The organism is Achromobacter sp. JUb104 (assembly GCF_024806975.1).
Lineage (GTDB): Bacteria > Pseudomonadota > Gammaproteobacteria > Burkholderiales > Burkholderiaceae_B > Achromobacter > Achromobacter spanius.
Map to the genome: position 1 here is coordinate 258,319 of NZ_JANUEY010000002.1, position 24,637 is coordinate 282,955.

The 24,637-nt window shown below is 65.7% G+C and carries 21 protein-coding genes and 6 tRNA genes; 19 read left to right on the forward strand and 8 right to left on the reverse strand.

Going from position 1 to position 24,637, the window contains the following annotated elements:
• Positions 1 to 33: 33 nt before the first annotated feature.
• Positions 34 to 924, forward strand: a complete 891-nt coding sequence (locus tag M2361_RS13125; protein WP_259249587.1) for an HlyC/CorC family transporter — start codon at positions 34 to 36, stop codon at positions 922 to 924.
• Positions 921 to 2,549, forward strand: a complete 1,629-nt coding sequence (gene lnt, locus M2361_RS13130) for an apolipoprotein N-acyltransferase (protein ID WP_259249588.1) — start codon at positions 921 to 923, stop codon at positions 2,547 to 2,549. The genes M2361_RS13125 and lnt overlap by 4 nt, the downstream gene beginning before the upstream one ends.
• Positions 2,550 to 2,623: 74 nt before the next feature.
• On the opposite strand, the gene M2361_RS13135 is transcribed toward lnt, so the two are convergent.
• Positions 2,624 to 3,679, reverse strand: coding sequence for an aldo/keto reductase (locus M2361_RS13135; RefSeq protein WP_259249590.1), 1,056 nt, complete (start codon positions 3,677 to 3,679; stop codon positions 2,624 to 2,626).
• A 360-nt stretch (positions 3,680 to 4,039) separates the two neighbouring features.
• Between M2361_RS13135 and M2361_RS13140 the strand changes: the two genes are divergently transcribed.
• The 9 genes from M2361_RS13140 to M2361_RS13180 all read left to right on the forward strand — a co-directional run bounded on the left by M2361_RS13140 (position 4,040) and on the right by M2361_RS13180 (position 8,816).
• A tRNA-Ala gene (locus M2361_RS13140) sits at positions 4,040 to 4,115 on the forward strand.
• Positions 4,116 to 4,163: 48 nt separating this feature from the next.
• Positions 4,164 to 4,239 (forward strand) — tRNA-Glu (locus M2361_RS13145).
• Between the two features lie 69 nt (positions 4,240 to 4,308).
• Positions 4,309 to 4,385: transfer RNA gene (locus M2361_RS13150), tRNA-Asp, on the forward strand.
• 107 nt (positions 4,386 to 4,492) lie between these two features.
• Positions 4,493 to 4,568: transfer RNA gene (locus tag M2361_RS13155), tRNA-Ala, on the forward strand.
• A 45-nt stretch (positions 4,569 to 4,613) separates the two neighbouring features.
• Positions 4,614 to 4,689, forward strand: a tRNA-Glu gene (locus M2361_RS13160).
• A 70-nt stretch (positions 4,690 to 4,759) separates the two neighbouring features.
• A tRNA-Asp gene (locus M2361_RS13165) sits at positions 4,760 to 4,836 on the forward strand.
• Positions 4,837 to 5,120: 284 nt separating this feature from the next.
• Positions 5,121 to 6,614, forward strand: coding sequence for a helix-turn-helix transcriptional regulator (locus M2361_RS13170; RefSeq protein WP_259249592.1), 1,494 nt, complete (start codon positions 5,121 to 5,123; stop codon positions 6,612 to 6,614).
• A 262-nt stretch (positions 6,615 to 6,876) separates the two neighbouring features.
• Positions 6,877 to 7,923, forward strand: coding sequence for a biotin synthase BioB (gene bioB / locus M2361_RS13175; protein ID WP_404976362.1), 1,047 nt, complete (start codon positions 6,877 to 6,879; stop codon positions 7,921 to 7,923).
• Positions 7,920 to 8,816: a DMT family transporter gene (locus tag M2361_RS13180; protein ID WP_259251476.1), complete on the forward strand. Its 897-nt coding sequence runs from the start codon at positions 7,920 to 7,922 to the stop codon at positions 8,814 to 8,816. Before bioB ends, M2361_RS13180 begins: the two co-directional genes overlap by 4 nt.
• A 17-nt stretch (positions 8,817 to 8,833) precedes the next feature.
• On the opposite strand, the gene M2361_RS13185 is transcribed toward M2361_RS13180, so the two are convergent.
• Positions 8,834 to 10,390: an MFS transporter gene (locus tag M2361_RS13185; RefSeq protein ID WP_259249594.1), complete on the reverse strand. Its 1,557-nt coding sequence runs from the start codon at positions 10,388 to 10,390 to the stop codon at positions 8,834 to 8,836.
• Positions 10,391 to 10,476: 86 nt separating this feature from the next.
• A complete protein-coding gene (locus M2361_RS13190; protein WP_100854800.1) occupies positions 10,477 to 10,980 on the reverse strand; it encodes a peroxiredoxin in 504 nt (167 codons plus the stop codon).
• A gap of 239 nt (positions 10,981 to 11,219) precedes the next feature.
• Here M2361_RS13190 and M2361_RS13195 point away from each other — a divergent pair, with 239 nt between their 5' ends.
• Positions 11,220 to 11,645 (forward strand): hypothetical protein, encoded by a 426-nt coding sequence (locus M2361_RS13195; RefSeq protein WP_259249597.1) that lies wholly within the window; start codon positions 11,220 to 11,222, stop codon positions 11,643 to 11,645.
• Between the two features lie 108 nt (positions 11,646 to 11,753).
• Here M2361_RS13195 and M2361_RS13200 read toward each other — a convergent pair whose 3' ends face one another.
• Positions 11,754 to 12,638 (reverse strand): dienelactone hydrolase family protein, encoded by an 885-nt coding sequence (locus tag M2361_RS13200; protein WP_259249600.1) that lies wholly within the window; start codon positions 12,636 to 12,638, stop codon positions 11,754 to 11,756.
• Positions 12,639 to 12,706: 68 nt separating this feature from the next.
• Positions 12,707 to 16,291 carry a DUF748 domain-containing protein gene (locus M2361_RS13205; protein ID WP_259249602.1) on the reverse strand — a complete coding sequence of 1,195 codons (3,585 nt, stop codon included), beginning with the start codon at positions 16,289 to 16,291 and terminating at the stop codon, positions 12,707 to 12,709.
• 139 nt (positions 16,292 to 16,430) lie between these two features.
• Here M2361_RS13205 and moaC point away from each other — a divergent pair, with 139 nt between their 5' ends.
• Genes moaC through glp form a run of 5 tightly spaced genes read left to right on the forward strand, consistent with a single transcriptional unit; the run spans position 16,431 to position 19,366 of the window.
• On the forward strand, positions 16,431 to 16,919 hold the full coding sequence (moaC, locus tag M2361_RS13210; protein ID WP_100854796.1) for a cyclic pyranopterin monophosphate synthase MoaC: 489 nt from the start codon (positions 16,431 to 16,433) through the stop codon (positions 16,917 to 16,919).
• Positions 16,900 to 17,151, forward strand: a complete 252-nt coding sequence (locus M2361_RS13215; protein WP_100854795.1) for a MoaD/ThiS family protein — start codon at positions 16,900 to 16,902, stop codon at positions 17,149 to 17,151. Before moaC ends, M2361_RS13215 begins: the two co-directional genes overlap by 20 nt.
• A 5-nt stretch (positions 17,152 to 17,156) precedes the next feature.
• On the forward strand, positions 17,157 to 17,639 hold the full coding sequence (locus tag M2361_RS13220; protein ID WP_259249606.1) for a molybdenum cofactor biosynthesis protein MoaE: 483 nt from the start codon (positions 17,157 to 17,159) through the stop codon (positions 17,637 to 17,639).
• Positions 17,636 to 18,157, forward strand: a complete 522-nt coding sequence (gene moaB, locus M2361_RS13225) for a molybdenum cofactor biosynthesis protein B (RefSeq protein WP_100854793.1) — start codon at positions 17,636 to 17,638, stop codon at positions 18,155 to 18,157. The genes M2361_RS13220 and moaB overlap by 4 nt, the downstream gene beginning before the upstream one ends.
• Before the next feature lie 3 nt (positions 18,158 to 18,160).
• Entirely contained in the window at positions 18,161 to 19,366 is a 1,206-nt protein-coding gene (glp, locus tag M2361_RS13230; protein ID WP_259249608.1) for a gephyrin-like molybdotransferase Glp, read from the forward strand.
• Here glp and mobA read toward each other — a convergent pair.
• Genes mobA through M2361_RS13245 form a run of 3 tightly spaced genes read right to left on the reverse strand, consistent with a single transcriptional unit; the run spans position 19,339 to position 22,282 of the window.
• Complete coding sequence (gene mobA / locus M2361_RS13235) at positions 19,339 to 19,980, reverse strand: molybdenum cofactor guanylyltransferase MobA (protein ID WP_259249610.1); 642 nt, start codon at positions 19,978 to 19,980, stop codon at positions 19,339 to 19,341. The genes glp and mobA overlap by 28 nt on opposite strands.
• Positions 19,973 to 21,160: a GTP 3',8-cyclase MoaA gene (moaA, locus tag M2361_RS13240; RefSeq protein ID WP_259249613.1), complete on the reverse strand. Its 1,188-nt coding sequence runs from the start codon at positions 21,158 to 21,160 to the stop codon at positions 19,973 to 19,975. The genes mobA and moaA overlap by 8 nt, the downstream gene beginning before the upstream one ends.
• A 42-nt stretch (positions 21,161 to 21,202) precedes the next feature.
• Positions 21,203 to 22,282 carry a substrate-binding domain-containing protein gene (locus tag M2361_RS13245; protein ID WP_230695270.1) on the reverse strand — a complete coding sequence of 360 codons (1,080 nt, stop codon included), beginning with the start codon at positions 22,280 to 22,282 and terminating at the stop codon, positions 21,203 to 21,205.
• A gap of 158 nt (positions 22,283 to 22,440) precedes the next feature.
• On the opposite strand from M2361_RS13245, the gene M2361_RS13250 reads away from it, so the two are divergent.
• On the forward strand, positions 22,441 to 23,010 hold the full coding sequence (locus M2361_RS13250; protein WP_259249615.1) for a formate dehydrogenase subunit gamma: 570 nt from the start codon (positions 22,441 to 22,443) through the stop codon (positions 23,008 to 23,010).
• The gene (locus M2361_RS13255; RefSeq protein ID WP_259249618.1) at positions 23,007 to 24,623 is read left to right on the forward strand and encodes an NADH-quinone oxidoreductase subunit NuoF; all 1,617 of its coding nucleotides are present in this window, start codon (positions 23,007 to 23,009) and stop codon (positions 24,621 to 24,623) included. The genes M2361_RS13250 and M2361_RS13255 overlap by 4 nt, the downstream gene beginning before the upstream one ends.
• Positions 24,624 to 24,637 lie beyond the last annotated feature (14 nt).

Genomic DNA, 24,637 nt, shown 5'->3' on the forward strand with positions numbered 1-24,637 from the left:
TGCTGGCCCCTCCATAACTTGTCCTCCCGGACGATGTCTGACCCTTACCCTGCTCCTGAAGCGACCACTGCTCGCTCATCCAAACCCGCCACCAAATCCCTTCTAGACCGCCTGCTTTCCCTTGTGCGCCGAGAGCCCGAGGACCGCGAAGGCATCAAGGCCATTCTGGAAGCCGCCCACGATCGCCACCTGCTGGACGCCGAGTCCTACAAGATGATCAAGGGTGCGCTGGCCGTGTCCGAAGGCACCGTTGGCGACATCATGGTTCCCCGCTCGCGCATGGATCTGCTGGACGTCACGCAGCCCATCCCCTATCTGGTGGCCTCGGTGATCGAAACCGCGCATTCGCGGTTCCCGGTCTATGAGGGCGACCGCGACAACATCATCGGCATCCTGCTGGCCAAGGACCTTTTGCGCTGCATGCTGGAACCCGGCATCGAGCTGCGCACGCTGGTCCGCCCCGCCGTGTTCATTCCCGAATCCAAGCGCCTGAACGTGCTGCTGCACGAATTCCGCGCCAGCCGTAACCACCAGGCCATCGTCATCGATGAGCACGGCGGTATTTCGGGCCTGGTCACGATGGAAGACGTGCTGGAACAGATCGTCGGTGAAATCGAAGACGAATTCGACGAAACCGAGGAAGACGAGATCTTCCCCGAAGGCGAAAACCAGTGGCGCGTCATGGCGGCCACCGACATCTCGCACTTCAACGAGGTGTTCGGCTGCGCCTTGCCCGATGACGAATACGACAGCGTCGGCGGTTGGATGGGCGGCCAGTTGGGCCGCATTCCGCGCCGGGGCGACGTCGCCGAATTCGACGGCCTGCGCATGGAAGTGGCCCGAGGCGACGCCCGCCGCGCCATCTGGCTGCGCGTCAAGCGCAACGATCCCACCCAAACCGCCCGCCCCGCCGACGACGAATGAGCCGTATCCCGCGCAGCACCCTCCTGCGTGGCGCCGCCGGCTTGACGCTGGCCGGCGCCGTGCACGCCCTGACCTTCGCGCCCGGCCCCTTGCCCGGCTGGGCATTGGCGATCACGCAGATTCTGATGCTGGCCATCGCGGCGCGCGTCACGCTGACCGCGCCGTCGGCCAGGCAGGCCTGGATGCGTGGCTGGCTGTTCGGCTTCGCCACCTATGCGGTGGGCCTGTACTGGCTGTTCATCAGCATGCATCGCTACGGCGATCTGGCCGCGCCGCTGGCCGTGGCCGGCGTGCTGGCCTTGTCCGCCTTCCTGGCCTTGTTTCCCGCCACGGCCAGCGCGCTGACGCGCCGCTATGCCCCCCTGACCGCCGACGCCACGCCCCTGGGAATCCTTGCGTCCACCCTGACCTGGGCCGCGATGTGGGGCGGCTTCGAATGGTTGCGCGCCGTATTGCTGACGGGTTTCCCGTGGCTGAACATCGGCTACGCGCAGGTGGACAGCCCCATCGCCGGCTGGGCGCCGATTCTGGGCGTGCATGGCATGGCGTTCATCGCGGCCTTCGTCGCGGCCGCGCTCGCCACCCTGTGGCAGCCATCGCGCAAGAAGGCCATGGATTCGCGCCAGGCCATGGCGGCCGGCATCGCGGTGGCGCTGGCCGCCGTCGGCTGGCCGCTGTCTCGCATGGATTGGTCCGCCCCCACGGGCGACCCGCTCAACGTGCGGCTGATCCAGGGCAACATCGAGCAGTCGCAGAAATTTGATCCGGCCTTGCTGGAGCAAAGCCTGGTGCGCCATCTGGAAATGACGGCATTGCCCCCCGCCCAGGGCGTGCCCGCGCCGCAACTGGTGATCCTGCCCGAAACGGTGCTGCCCATTTTCCAGGACCAACTGGATCCGCGCGCGTGGGACGCCTGGCGCGGCGTGGCCGCGCGCGGCAACATGACGATCGCCATGGGCGTGCCCTTGCACGACCAGGTAGATGGCCGCGACCGCTACACCAACAGTGTGATGGGCTTTGACGGCAACACGCCGGTCGAACAACTGGTGCGTGGCAACACCGCCATGCGCTACGACAAGCGCCATCTGGTGCCTTGGGGCGAATACGTGCCGCCGGGATTCCACTGGTTCGTCGACCTGTTGAACATGCCGCTGGGCGATTTCGATCGCGGCGCGGCGCGCCAGACGCCGTTTGCAGTGGGCGGCCAGCACATCGCCTTCAACATCTGCTACGAAGATCTGTTCGGCCCCGATCTGCTGCCCGCGTTGCAGACCGGCGCCAACGGCGAACCGGGTGCGACCATCCTGGTCAACGTCAGCAACCTGGGCTGGTTCGGCAATTCGTGGGCCTTGCGCCAGCATTTGCAGATCGGCCGCCTGCGCACCATGGAAACCGCGCGCCCCATGCTGACGGCCACCAATACCGGCATCACCGCCGCTATCGATGCCAAGGGCCATGTGGCGGCCCAGCTCGCGCCCTTGCAGCCGGGCGTGCTGCCGGTGTCGGTCCAGGGCATGACGGGGCTGACCCCTTACGCGCGTTTCGGCGACAAGTTGGCGTTGGCGCTGATGGGCCTGGTGCTGATCGCCGCCATCGGCAGCCACCGCAAGGCGCGCCGGGGCTGATCGGCCCCGGAGGCCAGACCTGGGCTTAGGTCCAGATCCAGGTCCAGTCCCAGACCCAAATCCAGGCTCCAGACCTAAGCGAACAGGTTGACCGGCAAGCGGCCGCTGTCATCGGGCGGGCGCACAGGTCCGGCGCCCGCGCCGGTCAGTTCAATCGCTTCAGCGACGGCGTCCATGTCGTCGCTATCCAACTCCAGTTCCGCCGCGCCCAGCAAACCGTTGACCTGCGCGGCGCTGCGCGCGCCCACGATCGCCCCGGTGACGCCGGGCCAAGCCAGCGTCCACGCGGCGGCAACCGCGGCCACGGTGGTGCCATGCCGTTCGGCAATGGGTTTCAAGGCATCGGCCAGCGCCAGGTTCCGGTCCAGGTTGGGCGGCGAAAACTCCGCATTGCGGACGCGCCAGTCGTCCGGCGGCAACGCACGCGCGCGCTCGGCGGAAAACGCACCGCTCAACAATCCGGATTGCAGGGGGCTGTAGACGATCACGCCGATGTCGTGCTCGGCGCACCACGGGATCAGGTCAGCGGCGGCAGCGCGCTGAATTGCCGAGAACGGCGGCTGAAGCGAATCTACGTGGCCCAGCGACTCGGCATCCTGCACCTGCGCCAGGTTGTGGTTCGACAAGCCGATCGCGCCCACCTTGCCTTCCTGTTTCAGGTCCAGCAGTTCCTGCCAATAGGTCTCGATCGGCGTGCCGTCGCCGGCCGGCCAGTGCATTTGGTAAAGGTCGATACGTTCCACGCCCAAGCGGCGCAGCGAGCCCTCGATCTCGCGCCGGATGCTGGCGGGCGCGCCGGTGCGGCGGGGCATCGCCTGGGGATTGTCGGCCGACCAGGTCAGCCCGCATTTGGTGAACACGTAGGGCCTTTCACCCGGCGCCATCTGCGCCAGCGCGCGGCGCACAATCTCTTCGGAATGGCCCAGCCCGTAGACCGCGGCGGTGTCGATCCAGTTGATGCCCCGGTCCACCGCCAGCCGGATCGCCGCGATGGAGTCGGCGTCGTCTTGCGGCCCCCACCCCACCGCCCAGCCGTTGCCGCCGATTGCCCACGCGCCCAGACCTATCCGCGTAATGGCCATGCCGCTGCGGCCAAGCGGCCGAGTGGGAAACGAAGTCTTCGTGCTCATGCGTGAATTCTCGATGTTGTCGCGCCGGTTTTTCTACGCGAAAGCCACAGGATGAAGAAATTTTTTGCCTCTCACGATAGCATCTGCACAAGCCCTTGATTTTCCTGGATTCTGCACAAATCGATGCCCCTTGTTTTGCGATGAATCGGTCACAAAATAAGCAAAAAATGCCATCCAACCCTCATTTTTTTTGTGGTTTTAAGGTTTTTGCCCCCGATCGACTTGCACACCTGTTTTTGTTCGTGCATAATCTCGTTTCTTCGCCAACGGCACTAAACAAAACCGGCAACGAACGACGAAAAACGCACCATAAAACGTGTGTTTATCTCGTAAAACGTAGCTGGCATTGCTTAGAGAAACGGGGGTATAGCTCAGCTGGGAGAGCGCTTGCATGGCATGCAAGAGGTCAGCGGTTCGATCCCGCTTACCTCCACCAGTCAACAGCGAAGAATGCAGTACCAGTAATGCAGTACAGCAAGTCCAAGTCCCCTTCGTCTAGAGGCCTAGGACATCACCCTTTCACGGTGAGTACAGGGGTTCGAATCCCCTAGGGGACGCCAGTTTACTGGCAGCAGTACAGAAGTAGATAAGTGCAGTTGAAGTGACAAAGTAGTTGAGTAAGCCGCTGCGGAGCGGTAGTTCAGTTGGTTAGAATACCGGCCTGTCACGCCGGGGGTCGCGGGTTCGAGCCCCGTCCGCTCCGCCAAAAGCTCTCTCGCTCTGAGTCTTTCAAGAGCTCCGTCTTCGGGGCTTTTTGCTTTTATAGAGTGTGAGACCTTGTTGTTTGCCGTTCGGAACATCAAGGCGCCCTGTGGGGGTATAGCTCAGCTGGGAGAGCGCTTGCATGGCATGCAAGAGGTCAGCGGTTCGATCCCGCTTACCTCCACCACAATGCAGTACCGTAGTAAAGTTGTTTGCAGTTCTGTTAGTTCAGGTCCCCTTCGTCTAGAGGCCTAGGACATCACCCTTTCACGGTGAGTACAGGGGTTCGAATCCCCTAGGGGACGCCAGTTTTTCTGGCATGTAGTTCCAAGCTGCCTTGACACCGCAGTGTAGTGATGAAGTTCAGTAAACCGCTGCGGAGCGGTAGTTCAGTTGGTTAGAATACCGGCCTGTCACGCCGGGGGTCGCGGGTTCGAGCCCCGTCCGCTCCGCCAAGCACTTTGTGCTTGCCAGCATTGCAGCACACCACAGCAGTACGCCATTGAAGCTCCGGATTCCGGAGCTTTTTGCTTTTCTGCGCGCGTATACCCTTGCGCTTCTTGCGTATCGCCTTTCGCTTCTTCGGCGCCATATCTCGCCGCTCAAGCAAGACCCCATCCCCCAGCGCTATCCCCCCGGCTTTACCCCCCCGCTAAGACTCGTCCGTTTTGCTCTCTGGACAGCATCGCCGCGCGCCTGCATCCTGTGGGCTAACGCCACGCGAACCGAAGAGGCCTACGTGACCGCAAACGCCGCCGCGCCCCACGCGCATCGCCAGCACCTGCAAGCCATCATTGCGGGTTTGAATGAAGGCATCATCCTGCTTGAACCCGATGGCTCGATCGCCTGGGCCAATACCAGCGCACTTGAATTACACGGCGTGGACACTCTTGAGGCGCTGGGCGGCACCCCCGCCGGCTATCGCAAACGCTATACGCTGACCTACCGCAACCACCATCGCGTGCCCGCGCGCCAGTACCCGCTGGACCTGCTGGCGGCCGGCGAAACGTTTGACGACCTGCTGCTGGACCTGGGGCGCAAGGACGATGACGAATTCCTGCGCAACCTGCGTGCGCGCGGGCTCAAGCTGGAAGGCGACAAGGACGCCGACTACCGCGTGCTGATCCTGCACGACCAAACCGATCAGATCAACGCCGAAGAACGCTTCGAACGCGCGTTTGGCGCAAACCCCGCGCCCGCCTTGATCTGCCGGCTATCCGACCTGCGCTACGTGAAAGTGAACCAGGGCTTCCTGGAAATGACGGGCTACACGCGCGAGACCGTGCTGGGCAAGTCGGCCTACGAACTCGACGTACTGGACGGCGGCGAAAACAAAGAAGAAGCGGTGGCCAATCTGAACGAAGGCAAGACCATTCCGCAGCGCGAAGGCGTGGTGAAGCTGGCGAACGGTGAGACGAAGTTCGTGATGGTCGCCGGCCAGCCCATCGACATGCACGACGAGCCCTGCATGCTGTTCACCTTTATTGACCTGGAAGCGCGCAAGCGAACAGAGACGGCGCTGCGCGAAAGCGAAGAGCGCTTCTCGAAGGCATTCAAGCTGGCCCCCGTGCCCATGGCCGTCTGCGAAGGCGATTCGCTGCGCGTGCTGGACTTCAACGATGCCTTTGCGGCGGTCACGGGCGCCTCGTTGGAAGCCAGCACGGGCGAGGCCCTGACCGACATCGGCCTGCAACCCTATGAAGGCATGGCCGCAAGCCTGAAGCGCGGCGAAAGCGCGCGCAACCGCGAGGCCACGCTGGCCACCCCGGACGGTGGCAGGCTGGACTGCCTGGTGTCGGCCGAGCCGGTGATGATTGGCGGACAGCGCCGGTTGCTGATCGTCATGCAGGACATCACCGAGCGCAAGCGCTCTGAAATTGAATTGCTGGCCGCGATTGAAGCCGTGATGCAGGACACGTCCTGGTTCAGCCGCGGCATCATCGAAAAGCTCGCGCAACTGCGCCAGCCCGCGCCCGCCTCCCGCGACGTTGCGGAACTGGCGCAACTCACCACTCGTGAACGCGAAGTGCTGGGCCTGCTTTGCCAAGGCCACGATGACGACGCCATCGCCAAGGCCCTGAAGCTGTCGCGCAATACCGTGCGCAACCATGTGGCCACGATCTACAGCAAGATCGGCGTGCATCGGCGCAGCGCGGCCATCGTGTGGGCGCGTGATCGTGGTATTACGGGACACGAGTCTGCCCGGGTACGCGACAAGTCCGCAAAGGACTGATTCGGACATGGCTGGACCCCTCGATTTTTACAATTAGAATCAAAATATTCAGGGGTCCGGCATCACCGAAGATGCCGCCGAGTTAGATCAGGCCACGCGCTTAAATCCCGCATCCGCGGCAATTACCCCTGCAAGTCGCCTTCATTTTCGGGTTGCGGGCACACGTTGCGTAAACCCTGCGCAGGTTCTTACGATCCGCCGATCCCGCCCTTGCCTGCTGTGGCATGCGGCGCGATTTCCGGAAGACCGACAGGAGCCCGCCTTGCATATCGCCACCATTCCCGTCCCGACGACGTCCAAGCACTTGCCCGCCCCGGCCTGGCGCACCGCCGACATCCTGGCGCTTTACGCGCTGCCGTTCATGGACCTGGTACACCGCGCGCAACAGGTGCACCGCGCCCACTTCGACCCGAACGCCGTACAGCTGTCCAGCCTCTTGTCGATCAAGACGGGCGGTTGTCCCGAAGACTGCGCCTACTGCCCGCAGTCCTCGCATTACGACACCGGCCTGGATGCGGACAAGCTGATGCCGCTGGACGAGGTGGTCGCCGCCGCCCGGGCAGCCCAGGCGGGCGGAGCGCAGCGCTTCTGCATGGGCGCGGCCTGGCGCAGCCCCAAGCCGCATCACCTGGAAGCCGTGGCGCAGATGGTCAGCGCGGTCAAGGCGCTGGGCCTGGAGACCTGCGTCACGCTGGGCATGTTGAAAGACGGCCAGGCCGAGCAACTGAAGGACGCCGGGCTGGACTACTACAACCACAACCTGGACACATCGCCGGAGTTCTACGGCAAGATCATTTCCACCCGCACGTATCAAGACCGGCTGGATACGCTGGACCGCGTGCGCGACGCCGGCATCAACGTGTGCTGTGGCGGCATTGTCGGCATGGGCGAATCGCGGCAAGAGCGCGCAGGGCTGATCGCCCAACTGGCCAACATGGATCCCTCCCCCGAGTCGGTGCCGATCAACAACCTGGTGCACGTCGAAGGCACGCCGTTGGCCGACGTCGAGGCGCTGGACCCCTTTGAATTCGTACGCACCATTGCCGTGGCGCGCATCACCATGCCGCGCGCGGCGGTGCGCCTGTCCGCGGGCCGCGAAGCCATGGACGACGCGTTGCAGGCCCTGTGCTTCATGGCCGGTGCCAACTCGATGTTCTACGGCGACGCGCTGCTGACCACCGCCAATCCGCAAATGCAGGCCGACCAGCGCCTGCTGCAACGTCTGGGCATGCATGTGGAAGCAGGCGATCAACCCGCGCCCGCCGGGGCGCAGCAGCAGCAGCAGCAGCAGACCCCGACATGCCGTTGACGCCGGGCATCCTGTACCTGCTGGCCAGCGTGACGTGCAGCGTCACCGTGGCCGTGCTGCTCAAGCTGGCGCGCCGCTATGACGTGGACGTGCGCCAGGCCATCGTCATGAACTACGCGGTGGCCGCCCTGCTCTGCTGGGCCGTCTTGAAGCCCGACCCCGCTGCGCTGCTGGTGCCGCACACGCCGTGGGCCGTGCTGGCGGCGCTGGGCGTGCTGCTGCCCAGCGTCTTCCTGACGATGGCGGCGGCGGTGCGCCACGCCGGCATCGTGCGCAGCGACGCGGCGCAGCGCCTGTCGCTCTTCATTCCCTTGCTGGCGGCCTTCCTGCTGTTTGGCGAGCCGGTCAGCGGCCGCAAGCTGGCGGCCATCCTGCTGGCGTTCGGCGCATTGGCCTGCCTGCTGCGCCGTCCGTCGACCGACACCGGCACAGGCACCGGCACAGGCACAGGCACCGGTACCGACACAGCGCCGGGCCGAGGCATCTGGCTATGGCCGCTGGTGGTCTGGGCGGGCTATGGGGTGATCGATATCCTGTTCAAGCAGGTGGCGCGGGCCGGCACCGCGTTTGCCGCCGGGCTGTTGCTGGCGTTCGTGCTGGCGGGAGGGCTGATGCTGGTGTATCTGCTGGCGCGCCGGGTGCGTTGGCAACGCCGCCACCTGCTGGCGGGCGTGGCGCTGGGTGTTTTCAACTTCGGCAATATCCTGACCTACATCCGCGCGCACCAATCGCTGCCCGAGCACCCGGCACTGGTATTCGCGTCGATGAACATGGGCGTCATCACCCTGGGCACGCTGGTCGGGGCCTTGGTGTTCCGCGAGCCGCTGACACGGGTCAACGGCTTGGGCATCGCCCTGGCGCTGGCCGCCATCGTGCTGATGGCGCCTTGGTAACCCGCGCCGGGCCGGTCTCAGGTGCCGGTACGGCGCTCGCGCTCGGCAGCATCGTCCGCGTCGCTGGTTGAGCTGGTTGAAGAGGCGGCTGCGTCGGTCGCGGTGCCATCGGCTGCCGCAGCGTCGGCTGCCGGCGCTGCTGCTGCATCGGCCGGCCATTCTTGAGTGAGCGGCGCAGCGACGGGTGCCGGCTCCGAAGGCTGCGACTGCTCGGCCTGCTCCGATGGTCCCGATGGTCCCGATGATTCCGATGGCTCCGCCGGTTCCGTTGGCTCCGACGCAACCGAGACCGTTGCCGCCGCCGGATCAGGCTGCACCATTTCCATCGCGATATCGATTTCCGGATCCACGCGCGGGTCCAGCACCGCCGCGGCGGGCGAGCTTTGCAAGGTGTCGGGCATGGGCACGAAATGCGTCGGCGCCTCGTCGACCTGATGCGCGCCGGTAACGCGCGTTGGGCGCACCTGCCACACCAGGATCAGCGCGCAAGCCGAGATGAACACGTAATACATGCTGGGGCCGGCAAGCGACATCAGCAGGCCCGCGACCATGGGGCCAATACAGGCGCCCACGCCGTAGGTCATCAGCAGCACGGCCGACAGACTGACGCGGCGCTCGGACTCCACGTGATCGTTGGCGAATGCCGCGCCCAGCGGATACAGCGTGAATTGCAGGATGCCGAAGACGCAGGACAAGGCCACCAACGCCCAATACGGCAAGGTCAGCCAGCCCCACATCACCGTGGGCAGCAGCACCAGCAGCAAGGCGTTGAAACGGATCAGGCCCGCGCGGTTGATGCGGTCGGACAGCCAGCCCATCGGCCATTGCGACAGCAGGCCGGCCGTGACGGCGGCAGCCACGAAGATGGCGGCTTGCGAGGTCGTCAGGCCGTACTTGGCGCCATAGACGGCGGCCAGGCCATAAAAGGCGCCGGACAGGTTGCCCGCCACGAACAGCACCGTCATCGACAGCGGCACGCGGCGCATGAAAAAGCGGATGTCCAACGGCGCGGGCAGTGGCGTGGGCGGGTGCGAACGCGCGGTAACGGCAATGGGCACCAGACACAGCACCAGGCACATGGCCACCAGCGTCAACGGCCGCAGGTCCAGCGTGGCATAGGCGGTCAGCGCCAATTGCCCCAGCACCGTGCCCAGGCCGGACACCACCATGTAGACCGAGAACACCCGGCCGCGCTGATGGTTTTCAGTTTGTTCGTTGAGCCAGCTTTCGATGACCATGAATTCGGTCACCATCACCACGCCGGAAATCAGCCGGAACACCAGCCACAGCGGCATGGAATCGACCAGCGTCTGGGCCAGGATCATGCTGGTGGCAATGGCCGCGCACGCGACGAACGCGCGGATGTGGCCCACGCGGATGATCAGCTTGTGCCCCAGTCGGGCGCCGCACACCAGGCCAAGGTAGTAGCCGGCGATCAAGGCGCCGATCCACACTTCGCTGACGGACTGCGCGGTCAGGCGCAGGCCCATGTAGGTGTTGAACAGACCTGTGCCGATCAGCATCAGCAAGGTCGCGAAATACAGGGACGAGAATGAGGAGAGAGTGGCGAGCATGGCGTTGGCAACCGCTGCTGGCATTAGCGCGGCAGGCTGCAAAGGCAGCCTGCCGGGTTGAGCGGTAAAACAGGAACTACGTTAGGTCAGATTTGCGACAGCAGCGTGGCGGCATCGCTGACTTCGAACTTGCCAGGGCCTTCCACGTTCAGTTGCTTGACCACGCCGTCGACGATCAGGGCCGAATAGCGTTGCGAACGCACGCCCATGCCGCGCGCGATCAGGTCCAGTTCCAGACCCAGTTCCTTGGTCCACAGCGCCGAGCCGTCGGCCAGCATGCGAACCTTGCCTTCGGTCTTTTGCTCGCGGCCCCAGGCGCCCATGACGAAAGCGTCGTTGACGGCCACGCACCAGATTTCATCCACGCCCTTGGCCTTCAAGGCGGCGGCTTGTTCCACATAGCCCGGCAGATGCTTGGCCGAGCAGGTGGGGGTGAAGGCGCCCGGCAAGGCGAACAGCGCGATGGTCTTGCCGCGGGTCAGGTCGGAAACCTGGAACGCGTTGGGGCCCAGCGAGCAGCCGGCGGTTTCGGTTTCGATGAATTCGGTCAAGGTGCCTTCAGGCACGCGGTCGCCGACGTTGATCGTCATGGGGAATCTCCAGGGAAAAGTGGGGTAATGCATTGAGGCGGGATCGCCTCACACCCGACATCATAGTGCGTGCGCGCCCTGCCCGCTGCGCCAGACCGGCGGGAAAAAATCACGCACAGTCTGAAACGACTCCATACCCCGGCTACATCGCCTGGAAACGGCTGCTTGCCATAATGCAGGCGTGACCCACGCCCGCCCGGGCTGAACGCCGCCCGCGGGCATCTATCGGAGACTCACCGATGCACAAGATCTTGACTGGCCTGGCTTGGGTCCTGGCCACCGCCGCCGCGCCGGCCTGGGCCGCGCCCGATGCAAGCGAACAGACCCAATACGATTCCTTCGTCATTGCCGCCGGGGCCTCCAACGGCGCCGCGCGCGCCTGCGGTGCGTCAGAACCCGACCTGGCCCAACACCGGGCGACGGCGCAGAAAAACCTGACGCAATTCGCCAAGGAATATGGCTTCTCGATGGCGTCCTACGAGGCCTCGTTTCAGAAAGGCCTGGCCGAGGGCAAGACGATGATGGACGACATGAAGCGCTCGGGCGTGGACGGGTGCCAGGGCGTGCTGGGCAGCTTCCAGCACGAGCGCGCCATCAGCTATGAGCGCATGAAAAAGGCCTTGGCGGAAGTCAGCGACGGCCTGCCGGGGGAAAAAGCCAAGTAGGTGCCCGGCAGTTTCCCCGCGGTGTTTCCGGAGTTTCTCCGCGATTTCCCAACAGGCCTGCGGGGCCGCCGCCCGACCTGGCCGCCTAATGTCCGCTCAAGTCTCGGTCTACGCCGTCAACCCGTTCTGCTTGAACCAATCCAGCATCCGGGTCCAGGCCTGCTCGGCCTCGGGCTTGCGGTACGACGGACGGTAATCCGCGTGGAACGCGTGCGGGGCCTCGGGGTAGACATCGATCCGTGACGCCTTCGCCGCCGCCGAGCCTTTGGCGAGTTCGACCCGCATGCGGTCAACATCCGTCAGCGGAATGCCCGCGTCCTTGCCGCCATACGCGCCTAGCACCGGCGCCTTTAGGTCGTTCACCAGGCTCAAGGCCGACTTGGGTTTCAGGTCGGTGGGTTCGCCGGCCAGTTGGCCGTAGAACGCCGCGCCTGCCTTCAGCTTGGGGTTGTGGGCGGCGTACAACCAGACCTGACGGCCACCCCAGCAAAAGCCCACGATGCCCAGCTTGTCGGGGTTGCCGCCATTGGCCGCCGCCCACGTCGCGGTGGCGTCCAGGTCGTTCTGCACCTGAAGGTCGGGCACTTTGCTCACGACCTCGGCCAGCAGCTTCGGGATTTCGGTGTATTTGGATGGGTCGCCCTGGCGCGCGTAGAGTTCCGGCGCGATGGCCAGGTAGCCCAGGTGCGCCAGGCGGCGGCACACGTCCTGGATGTATTCATGCACGCCGAAAATCTCGGACACGACCAGCACGGTGGGCAGGTTCTTCTTGCCTTCCGGCGCCGCGCGATAGGCCGGCATCTTGCCGTCTTTGGTGGGGATGTCGACCTTGCCGGCCGTCAGCCCCTTCGTGTCGGTGGCGATGGCGGTCTGTGCCACGGCCGGCCCCGCGGCCAGCGAAAAGCCCGCCGCGACCGTCGTGGCGATGAAGCCCCGGCGGTCCAGCCGCAAGGGCGGCAACAGGCTGTCGAAGTGCGCGTCCTGATCTTTCATCGAAAATCTCCTGGCAAAAAAGCTGGTCCAAGACGCGGCACGCGGCGCGCGTCGTCGGCCAAGCGGGTTCACTTCAGGGAGAAGTCCACGCGCGAGGGTTGCCCCTCGTCCTTGATGACGTCCGCGTCCAACTGCGGCGCAACGATGAAGACACGATCCGCGAGTCCTTCCTGGGCTTGCAACTTCTCATAAACCGCCTGTGCGCGGGCATCGGCCAATTGGCGCAATTGCTCGTCGCCCACCGGCGCCACGCCGCGCAGCATGGATTCCATCTGCTCGGCCGGCACGGACTTGGCCATGCCGACGAAATTGCGCGGCTTGTCCTTGATGTCCGTGTCGTCGTAGACGTCTTCCAGGTATTTGGCGCGCTCGGCGGCCGACACCTGCACCCCGGCCGGGTTCGGCTTTTTGCCACGCGGGGCCGTGTCCGCGGCCTTGGCGGCGCGGATCTGCGCATCCACCCACGCTTGGCGCAGGCCTTCCATGTCGGTCTTGGGATCGGCGCGGCCGCTGATGTCCATCTTCAGCGCCGGACGCTCGGTCAGGGCCTTGGTCAGCGTGTCGATGCGCTGGATGGAATCTTCCGTCAGCACCGCGCTGCCCGGCGCGAATTCCACATACGACAGTTCTTCACCGCCCCCGAAGGCCGAGGCCAACAGGCTGAACGGCGAGGTCACCGCCTTGACCACCAGGTTCAGCAACACGCGCACCACGATGCCGCCCACCGAGAATTCCGGATCGTCCAGCGAGCCGGACACGGGCAGGTTGATGTCGATATTGCCGCGCGAGTCCTTCAGCAGCGCCACCGCCAACAGCACCGGCAGCTTGGTCGCGTCGGGGCTGTTGGTTTTGTCGCCGAAGGTCAGTTGGTTCAGCACCACGTGGTTGGACGCCTGCAAGGCGCGGTTCTTGATCTTGTATTCCAGGTCCACCGACAGCTTGCCGCGCTTGATCGGGTAGCCCACGTACTTGGCCGAATAGGTGTTGAAGCGCGGCAGGTCCACGCCCTTGGCCGACGCCTTCAGGTCCAGCGTCAAATACTTGGCGAATGGCTGCACGATGCCGCTGATGGACAGCGGCGCCGTGGTGTACACCCGCCCCGTCACCTTCACGTTGGCGGGCTGCGGGTTGGTGGACGACACCGCCGAGATCGCGCCTTCGATGGCCGACAGTTCCGCCACATAGTTCGGCTTGACGAAGCGGTCGGTGAACGTCATGCGGCCGCGCGACAGCGTGACGCTGTTGACAGAGATGTCCGGCATGGCGGCGCCGGCATCGCTCTTGGCGTCTTTATTCGAGGAAACCGGCGCCGCGGGCGCTTGCCGGCCCGGCGTTTGCGTATCTTGCGTGATGGAACCGCCGGCCTGGCCGGGCGCGGCCACCAGGTCCATCACGTTCAAGCGGCCCTGCGCGTTCAGCAGGATGCGGCCATAGAAGTCTTCCAGCGCGATGTCACCGAGCTTGGCGGCCACTTTGTCGCCCGCCACGGACACATCCATGCTGGCAAACGCCAGGCGCTTCCAGTTCAGGAAGTCGTCCTTGTTGACGCGGTCTTGCAGGTCGACGCCAGTTATGTCGACGCCGCCCTTCCAGTTGACGCGCATGGGCGCGTTGCCGGTGGCGGCGGCAAAGGCCACGTCGCCCTTGGCCGCCAGCGTGATGGCGCGCACGGTGGCGTTCAGGCTGCCGGCCGCATAGGGCGCGAACGGCGCCACGTTCAGGTCAGAGAGGTCCACGGAGGACGACAGCGTCAGCGGCTGCGGCGTGAACGAGCCCTTCAGGTTCAGCGCGCCGTCGCCCTGGATGCCCGCGGCCGCCAAGGTGAAATTGCTTTTCCCGGGGCCCATGGCCAGTCGGTCCGCCGTCAGGCGCAACGATTGCAGGGCGATGTCCAGCGCGGGCTTCTGTGCCTCGTCGCGCGCCTTGAACTGGGTCAGGTCGGCCTGGACTCCCGTGGCGTAGGCGTCGATGGCGCCGGCCTTTTCGCTGACATGGATCTGGGCGGATGCACCTAGACGGCCATCCAGCAGCAAGATCGGCGCCGCGTTGCGCACAGCCGGGGCCAAGGGCGCCAGGGCAACGTTGCCCATCCGCACGGCCAGTTCCAGCGACAGCGGTTTCAGCTCCAGCGGCCCCTTGGCGCGGATCCAGCCGCCGTCGGTGCTGTTATCCACGTTCAGCCACAAGTTGACCGGCTGGTCCTTGACCTCGGGGATGGTCACGCCTTCAACGGTGGCGCCCACGCCGGTCACCACGTAGTCCAGCTTGCTGATCGCGTCGGTCAGGGTGAGTTCGCCTTCGTGCAGATTGAAGGCGTCCAGCGTGACTTTCCAGTCCGACGAGGCGGGGGTGGGGGCAGGCGTCGGGGCGGCGGTTACCGAAGCATCAGCCGGGGTACCACCTGGGGCAGCACCGGGGGCAACACCCGGGGCGGACGGCGGCGTGCTTGGCGCAGCATCAGGAACGGGTGCCCCGGCGGCATCAGGAAGAGGTTCCACGGCGGCGTCGGGTTTGGGCTTGTCCTTCAGCCCCATGTCACGCCGCAGCTTGTCGGCCACGGGTGTCTCGGTGGGCGCCACGCCCGCCAGCGCCTTCAGCTTGACGACGACGTCCTGCCAGTTCAGATGTTCATTGGCGTAGCGCCGCACATGGACCTGCGGCGCCCACAGGCCGATCTCGCCCACATAGGCCTGGCGCGCAATCGGTTCCAGTTCCAGCCGGGTGACGGTCAGCGCGCTCCAGGCGGCCAGGGGGTCGCCGTTGGTGTCGCGCAGGTCAAACCGGCGCAGCCCCAGATCGCCCACCACGCGAATCTTGGGCGCGGCGTCCTTGGGCTGCTCAAACACCACTTGCAGGTTGGAATCCAGCAGCGCGCTTTCCAGCTTGAAGGGCAGCGGCATCGGCCAGACGTCCGCCCACTTTTCAAGTTGCAAGCCATTGAAGGCCACGCGCAAGGTTGACGAAGGCACCTTGTCGAACGGGCGCGCCACGCCGGTCAGGTCGAATGGGCTGCCGTTGATGCGCAGGTGCAGCCGAGGCTGCACGTCGATGTCGGTGGCGTAGCCAAAGTTGGAAATGAACGGCACGCCCAGGCCCAGTTCATACACTACCTGCTTGCGTCCGGTGACCTTGTCATCCAGCGTGATGGACCCGCCTTCGATGACCATGTTGTTCAGCGAAAAACGCGGCAGGCCGGCGTCGGGTTCGGGCGGTTCTTCAGGCTTGGCCGCCGCCATGTCCGCGACGCGTTGCTGGATGTCAGAAAAATTGAAGCGCGTGACGTCTTCACGCACGATGGCAATGCTGGGCTCGCGCAGCGTCAAGCGGTCGACGACGGGCGCGAACCAGAACAGCGAGCTCCAGGCGGCGCTGGCATCCAGTTCGGCCAAGGTCAGCAGCGGGGTCTGCGACCCGGGTTGCGCCACGGCAAGGTCGCGGGCGCGCACCGTCAGAGTGAAGGGGTTGAAGCTGATCTTGCCCACGGAAACATCGCGGCCGATCATCTTGGCGACGTCGGTGGTCAGCACGTTGTGCAAGACCTTCGGCACTTGCCAGGCGGCAATGCCGCAGAGGATCAGCGCGACCGCCACAATGCCCAGTAGGATTTTGCCGGCGCGCCGGGTGAACCGAAACTTGGGGCGCCGCAAGGGCATCGCGAGTTCTCCTGATACGAGTTGATGGCGATTATCGCGCCCTGATTAGGGCTCGTCTATCATAGGCGGAACCACGTCCCCGCCCGGCTCGCTGGCGCGGCAGTTTTCAAACATTAACAATTCTCGATCCCGATTCCCAATGTCATCTTCCCCCCCTTCCCTGAGCCACCTGGACGAAGCCGGCCAGGTGCGCATGGTTGACGTCATCGCCAAGTCGGACACCGAGCGCGTGGCGATCGCCGTGGCCAGCGTGCGCATGAACGCCGTGGCCTACGGCCTGCTGACGCAGCCGGGCCAGGGCAAGGGTGAAGTGCTCAACACCGCGCGCGTGGCCGCCGTGCTGGCCGCCAAGCGCTGCGCGGAACTGATCCCGCTTTGCCACAGCCTGCCGCTGGCGTTCGTGGGCGTGGACTTCGCGCTGGACGACGCCGCGCATCGCATCGACATCCAGGCCACCTGCCGCACCAGCTACAAGACGGGCGTGGAAATGGAAGCCATGATGGCGTGCAGCGTGGCCGCGCTGACCATCTACGACATGTGCAAGGCCGCCGACAAAGGCATCGTGGTCGAACAAGTACGCCTTAAGTACAAGGCCGGAGGAAAAAGCGGTGAATGGCGCAACGATTAATCTGCTGTACTTCGCCCGCGTGGCCGAACTGGTCGGCAAGCGCGGCGAAGACTGGCCGCTGGATGGCGAATCCACCGGCGCCGAACTGCTGGCCGCGCTGGGCGAACGGTATCCCCAACTGGCTCCCGCGGCGCGCTTGAAGCTGGCCATCAACCAAACCCACTCCAAACCGACTGCGCCGATCCGCCCGGGCGACGAAGTCGCCGTGTTCGAACCCGTCACCGGAGGTTGAACGCCATGATCAGCGTCCAGGAAGCCGATTTCGACGCCGCCGCCCTGACGGCCGCGCTGCGTGAAAGCGCCGGGTCCGGCGTGGGTGGCATCGTCACCTTCGTGGGCTATGTGCGCGACTACGCGCCCGATGCACCCACCGACACGCTCTATCTTGAACACTATCCCGGCATGTGCGAGCGCGAGCTTGAAGCCATTGCCGACACCGCCCGCCAGCGCTGGAAGCTGGACGGCACGGTCATCGTGCACCGCGTAGGCGCGCTTTCTCGCAACGCGCAGATCGTGTTCGTGGCGGCCGCCAGCGCCCACCGGGGCGACGCCTTCCGCGGCTGCGAATACATCATCGACGCGCTGAAAACCCGCGCCCCCTTCTGGAAGCGCGAAACGCTGGCAGGCGGCCGCAGCTTCTGGGTAGAACAACGCCAGGCCGACCAGGACCGCACCGACGCCTGGGATGAAGACACCGCCCCTACCAAGGAACGCCCATGAGCGAAGAAATTCCCGTCTCGCTGGCCTGCGCCGTGCTGACGGTCAGCGACACCCGCAGCGCGGGCGACGACACCTCCGGCAACCTGCTGGCCCACAGCCTGGCGCATGCGGGTCATGAGTGCGTACGCCGCGACATCGTCCGCGACGACATCTACCAAATCCGCCGCATCATCAGCGACTGGATCGCCGACCCCGAGGTGCAGATCATCCTGACCACCGGCGGCACGGGCTTTTCGCATCGCGACCACACGCCCGAGGCGATCCTGCCCCTGCTCGACCGCGAGATCCCCGGCTTTGGCGAACTGTTCCGCCAGATTTCCTACACCGAGATCGGCAGCTCCACGATCCAGTCGCGCGCGTTCGCGGGCTCGGCCAACCAGACGCTGATCTTCTGCCTGCCCGGCTCGAACAACGCTTGCGAAACCGCGTGGGCGCAGATCCTGCGCGAGCAGCTCGACAGCAGGCACCGCCCGTGCAACTTCGCCTCACACTTCAAGCCCCAAAAAGAAGACCACTGACCCATGCTGGATTTTGATCACGCCCAGACCCTGCTGGCCAACGCGGCCGGGCCGCTGCAACGCCGCGAAGAAATTGAACTGAACGAGGTTGCCGGCCGCGTGCTGGCAACCGATCTGCAAGCCACGGTGGACATCCCGCCGGCCGACAACAGCGCCATGGACGGCTACGCGCTGCGCGTGGCCGACTGGCGCGCCGGCGCCCGCCTGCCCATCCAGCAGCGCTGCTACGCGGGCGACGTGCCCGAACCGCTCAAGCCCGGCCACGCCATCCGTCTGTTTACCGGCAGCCTGATTCCCGATGGCGCGGACACCGTCGTCATGCAGGAAGACGCCGTCGAAGCCGACAACCAGGTAGAGATCACACGCGCGCCCGCCCCCGGCCAGCACATCCGCCGCCGGGGTGAAGACACGATGGCCGGCGCGCCATTGCTGGCGGCCGGCGCCATGCTGCAAGCCGCGCACGTAGCGTTGCTGGCCTCGCAAGGGCTGGCCACCGTGCCGGTGATGGGCCGGTTGCGCGTGGGCATCCTGACCACGGGCGACGAGCTCGTGCCGCCTGGCACGCCGCGCGCGCCCGAACAGATCTACAACTCCAACGGCCCCATGCTGGCGGCGCTGGCGCGCGGCCTGGGCGCCGTCCCCGTGCACGTGCTGCACGCGCGCGACACCGAAGAAGAACTGTTGGCCGCGTTCAAGACTTTGCTGGCTGATTGCGATCTGGTGCTGAGCGTGGGCGGGGTGTCGGTGGGCGAACGCGATCTGGTCAAGCCCGCCCTGGCCACCTTGGGCGGTGAACTATCGCTATGGAAAGTCCGCATGAAGCCCGGCAAGCCGGTGGCGTTGGCCCAGATTGGAGGCAAGCCCGTGGTCAGCCTGCCGGGCAATCCGGTGTCGGCCTACGCGGTCTTCGCCATGCTGGTATCGCCACTGATGCGGCGCATGCAGGGCCGCGAAGACATCTTCCCGCCCGTCAATCTGCTGCCGCTGCGCACCGACCATCCGCGCCAGGACGGGCGCGAGGAATTTCTGCGCGTGCAGCGCCGCGTGGCGAAAGACGGCACCGCCGAGCTCGTGCCGTATGGCCATCAAGGGTCGGGGGTGATCAGTTCTCTGCCCTGGGCCACGGGGCTGGCGCGCTTGCCGGCCGACGTGCTGGTGAATGACGGCGACCGCGTGCCCTACTACGACATGCGGCACTGGCTGGCGTAGCGTTCAGCCTCGGCCAGTTCTTCGGGCGTGTTCACGTTCATGAAGGCGTCTGGCGCGTCGTCAAAACACGCTGCCACGCCGCCCACGCGAGCCTGCCACAAGCCCACCTTGCGGTCGCCCGCCAGCAGATAGGCGCGCAGGTCTGGCAAGAGCGATGGGCGCAACGCCATGCAAGCGGCATGGCGTTGGCCGCCCGCCGTGGCATAGGCCAGCCGGGCCTGGGCGGAAACCGCTGTGGCAATCAGCCGCGCTGCAAGGTCAAGGGGCAGAAAAGGCGTGTCGCAGGGCACGGCAACTACCCAGTCGTCGTCAGCGTGTGACGCTGCGGCAAGCCCCGCCGCGATCCCCACCAGCGGGCCTTGAAAGTCGCCCAGCGCGGGCTCGCCGTCCGCCACCACCGCGCCGTATTGCGCATAACGTTCGGCATGCCGGTTGGCGCTGATGATCAGCCGCCCTACCTGCGGCGCCAATCGTTGCGCCACGTGCGCCACCATGGGTTCGCCGTTCAGCAAGACCAGGCCCTTGTCCTGATGGGCCATGCGCTCGCCCTGCCCGCCCGCCAGGATCAACCCGGCGATGCGTGCCCGGGGTAACGGCAGGGGCGCGTCAGCCACCGATGTAGCTCATCTCGACCTTGCGGCCGGAAGTTGGCGTGGCGTCCGCCATGTTGCGGCCGCGCAGTTCGGAATAATTGTCGTGGCGGCCGGCCCAGATGCCCGCCAGGATAGCGGCCAGTTCGGCGTCGCTTGCGCCGTCGCGCAAGGGGGTGCGCAGGTCAAAGCCGTCGTGCGCGAACAGGCACAGATAGAGCTTGCCCTCGGGCGACAGGCGCGCGCGCGTACAGCCACCGCAGAAGGCCTGCGTGACGCTGGATATGACGCCGATTTCGCCGCCGCCGTCCGCATAGCGCCAGCGTTCGGCCACGCGGCCCATGTCGTCCGTCTGCACGGGTTCCAGCGGGTACACCGCGCCGATGCGGTCCAGCACTTCCTGGCTAGGCACCACTTCCGTCAGGTTCCAGCCGTTGGTGTTGCCCACGTCCATGTATTCGATAAAGCGCAGGATGTGGCCGCTGTAGCGAAAGCGTTCGGCCATGGGCAGGATCTGCCCGTCGTTCAGGCCGCGTCGCACCACCATGTTGACCTTTACCGGCGCCAGGCCGGCCTCGGCCGCGGCGTCGATGCCGCGCAGCACGTCGTCGGGCGTGAAGCCGCTGTCGCTCATGTCCTGGAACATGGAGGCGTCCAGCGCGTCCAGGCTGACGGTTACGCGCGTCAGCCCAGCCGCTTTCAGATCGGCCGCCTTGCGCGCCAGCACGCTGCCATTGGTCGTCAGGGTAAGGTCCAGCGGAAGGCCCGCCGGCGTGCGCAGCGCAGCCAGTTGGCCCACCAGGTTTTCCAGGTGCTTGCGCAGCAGCGGTTCGCCGCCCGTCAGCCGGATTTTTTCCACGCCCAACTGCGTGAAGATGCCGGCCAGGCGGCTGATTTCCTCAAAGGACAGCAGCGCCGAATGCGGCATGAAGGTATAGCTGGCGTCGAACACTTCGCGCGGCATGCAGTAGGTGCAGCGGAAGTTGCAGCGGTCGGTGACGGAGATACGCAGATCGCGCAGCGGACGCGCGCGCTGGTCCAGCGCGGGCTGGCCGTCCGGCGGCAGCTCGCCAGGCGCGGGCCAGGCGGAACGGTTGGCGCCGGGGGTGGATCCAGGGTCAGCGCCGGGGTTGAACCCGGGCTTGGCCCCGGGCTTGGCCCCGGGTTTGGCCCGTTCATCGGCAAGGAATATCACTTTGCTCATGGGGCGATCATATATCGGCGGCCAGGGTCCGGGCGGCCCCGCCTACGCGAAAGCCTCTTCCAGGGTTTGCAAACGGCCGGTGTCCTGGGCGTCGTAGCCCACCAGTTGCCCCACATAGCCCACGTAATCGGCACTGCGCATGATGGACAGCAGGTCCTGCATGGCGGGCGTCTCCAGCGACGACTTGCGGATGGCGAAGAAGTAGCGTTCGCGCACCAGCGGAATGAAGTCCAGCCCGAACCGGCAGGCGGCCGTCTCCACCCCCACGCCCGTGTCCGCCATGCCGCTGGCAATGTGCGCGGCAATGGCCATGTGCGTGAATTCATTGGTTTCGTAGCCCTGGACCTCACCGATGGACACCCCGGCGCGTTGCAGCATCAGCCCCACCAGGTAGCGGGTGCTGGACCCGATCTGGCGGTTTACGAAGCGCACGTCCTGACGCGCCAGGTCGGCCATGCCACGGATCTGCTTAGGGTTGCCGGCCGTGACAAACAGGCCGGTATTACGCACGGCCAGATGGATCAGCAGGTAGTCGTCGGCGTGCAGCCACTGCGCATAGCGCTCCATGATGGGCGATTCAAAATCGCCCAGCGGCACCTGAAAGCCAGCCAGGTCGCACTCATGGCGCTCCAACGATGCCAACGCCTCGATCGCGGTGCGATAACGCAGTTCCAGCCCGGGTTTTCGGTCGCCCATGTGCTGCATCAGCGATTCCACCGCGAACCCGTGGCTGGCGTGCAGCCGCAAGTGCGGGCCGCTTTCGGGCAGCAGCCGTTCCAGCTCTTCCTGCAATTCCGACGCCATGCTGTCCAGCGTGGGCATCAAGCGCGCCTCGATGCGGCGGTTGGCCCACAGCAGGCGCTGTGCGAACGGCGACAGTTGCGTGCCCTGGCGCCGATTCGTGATCAGCAATTGCGTGCCGAAGGTGGTTTCGAACCGGCGCAGCACGCCCCAGGCATGCCGGTACGACAACCCGCAGGCGCGGCAAGCGCCCGAGATATTGCCGGTGGCGTCTATGGCGGCAAGCAGCGCAAGCATGTCTTGCAAAGGCACGGGCGCCGTGTCGTCACCCCCGCCCAAGGTCCACTGCGGCCGCAGGCCGATACGAAACTTATATGTCATTTCTTTCTTATTGAAGACAGCCAAGTACGTGGTTAGAGTACACAAATAACGCGGCAGCCGGGCTTTTATTATGTTTTTAAAAACATATTAAACGCCATCAGGACCTGACCCGAACCACAGACCCCTGAACGGGGCCCGCAACATTGGAGGAGACCACCGTGCATCAGCGCGAGGCAAAATCCGACCTGGCATCCAGCGGCGGCGCCCGTGGCGGCCAACTGGCGCTGGACGCCGCCCAGGCGTCCGCCACCCCCGCCATCGCAACCACCGCGCGCATCCTGGCGCGGCTGAAAGACCTGCCCGGCCCCCTGCTGCCGGTACTGCACGAGGTGCAGCACGAATTGGGCTGTATTCCGGCCGAGGCGGTGCAAACCATCGCCGAGGCCCTGAACCTGTCCCGCGCTGAAGTGCACGGCGTCATCACCTTCTACCCGCACTTTCGCAGCCAGCCGGCCGCGCGCCACACGCTGGAAGTCTGCCGCGCCGAATCCTGTCAGGCCATGGGTAGCGAGCCGCTGGCGGCACATGCCCGCGCCCGCCTGGGCTGCGACTTTCATGCCAGCACGGCCGACGGCAATTTCACGCTGGAACCCGTCTATTGCCTGGGGCTGTGCGCCCAGTCGCCCGCCGTCATGATCGACGGCCAGCCGCATGCCCGCGTTACACCAGACAAGCTGGACCGCTTGTTGGCGCGCACCGTGGACCGCACGCCGGAGACCACGCCATGAGCGCCCCCGTCGTCATCTACGTGCCGCGCGACGCCGCGGCACTGGCCATGGACGCCGATGCCGTGGCCCATGAAATTGAACGCATCGCCGATGAACGCGGCGTGGCCGTGCAAGTGGTGCGCAACGGCTCGCGCGGGCTCTTGTGGCTGGAACCGCTGGTGGAAGTGGCCACGCACGACGGTCGCGTGGCCTACGGCCCGGTGGCGCCGGAAGACGTGGCCGGTTTGTTCGACGCCGGGTGGCTGAGCCCTGGCAACGGCGACGGCAACGCCGCAGCCAAAACCGCATCGTCCCACCCCCTGTGCCTGGGCCTGACCGAAGACATCCCCTACCTGAAACACCAGGAACGCCTGACCTTCGCCCGCGTCGGCGTGATCGACCCGCTGTCCTTGCAGGACTATGCCGCGCACGGCGGCCTGGCGGGCTTGAAGCGCGCGCTGGCGATGGAGCCGGCCGCCATCATTGACGAAATGGTCACCTCGGGCCTGCGCGGGCGTGGCGGCGCGGCGTTCCCCACCGGCATCAAATGGAAGACGGTAGCGGGCACGCCCAGCGACCAGAAATACATCGTGTGCAACGCCGACGAAGGCGACTCGGGCACCTTCGCCGACCGCCTGTTGATGGAAGGCGACCCCTACGTGCTGATCGAAGGCATGACCATCGCCGGGCTGGCCGTGGGCGCAAGCTACGGCTACATCTACGTACGCTCGGAATACCCGCACGCCATCGCCACGCTGGAAGCGGCCATCACCCGCGCCCGCAGCGTGGGCTGGCTGGGCGCGGACGTGCACGGCAGCGGTCGCCGCTTCGACCTGGAAGTGCGCAAGGGCGCGGGCGCCTACATCTGCGGCGAAGAAACCTCGTTGCTGGAAAGCCTGGAGGGCAAGCGCGGCGTGGTGCGCGCCAAGCCGCCGCTGCCTGCCATCTCGGGCCTGTTCGGCAAACCCACCGTGATCAACAACGTGATCTCGCTGGCTACCGTGCCCATCATCCTGGCCAAGGGCGCCACCTACTACCGCGATTACGGCGTGGGCCGTTCGCATGGGACGCTGCCCTTCCAGTTGGCGGGCAACCTGAAGCAAGGCGGGCTGGTGGAGAAGGCCTTCGGCCTGAGCCTGCGCGACCTGCTCTATGAATTCGGCGGCGGCAGCGCCTCGGGGCGGCCCCTGCGCGCCGTGCAGGTGGGCGGGCCGCTGGGCGCCTATCTGCCCGAATCGCAATGGGACGTGCCGCTGGACTACGAGGCCTATATCCAGATCTCGGCCATGATCGGCCACGGCGGGCTGGTGGCGTTTGACGACACCGTCGACATGGCGCGCATGGCGCGCTACGCGATGGAATTCTGCGCCATTGAATCCTGCGGCAAATGCACGCCCTGCCGCATTGGTTCGACGCGCGGCGTCGAAACCATCGACAAGATCGCGGCGCCCGGGGCCGACGCCCGGCAACGCGAACAGCAGGTGCATCTGCTGCGCGACCTGTGCGACACGATGATGGGCGGTTCGCTGTGCGCGCTGGGGGGCATGGCGCCCTACCCCGTGCTGTCCGCGCTGAACCACTTTCCGCAGGACTTCGGCATCGAGTCCTCGCAGTCTGCCGCGCACGCGGCCTGAACCCGAGAGGCGAC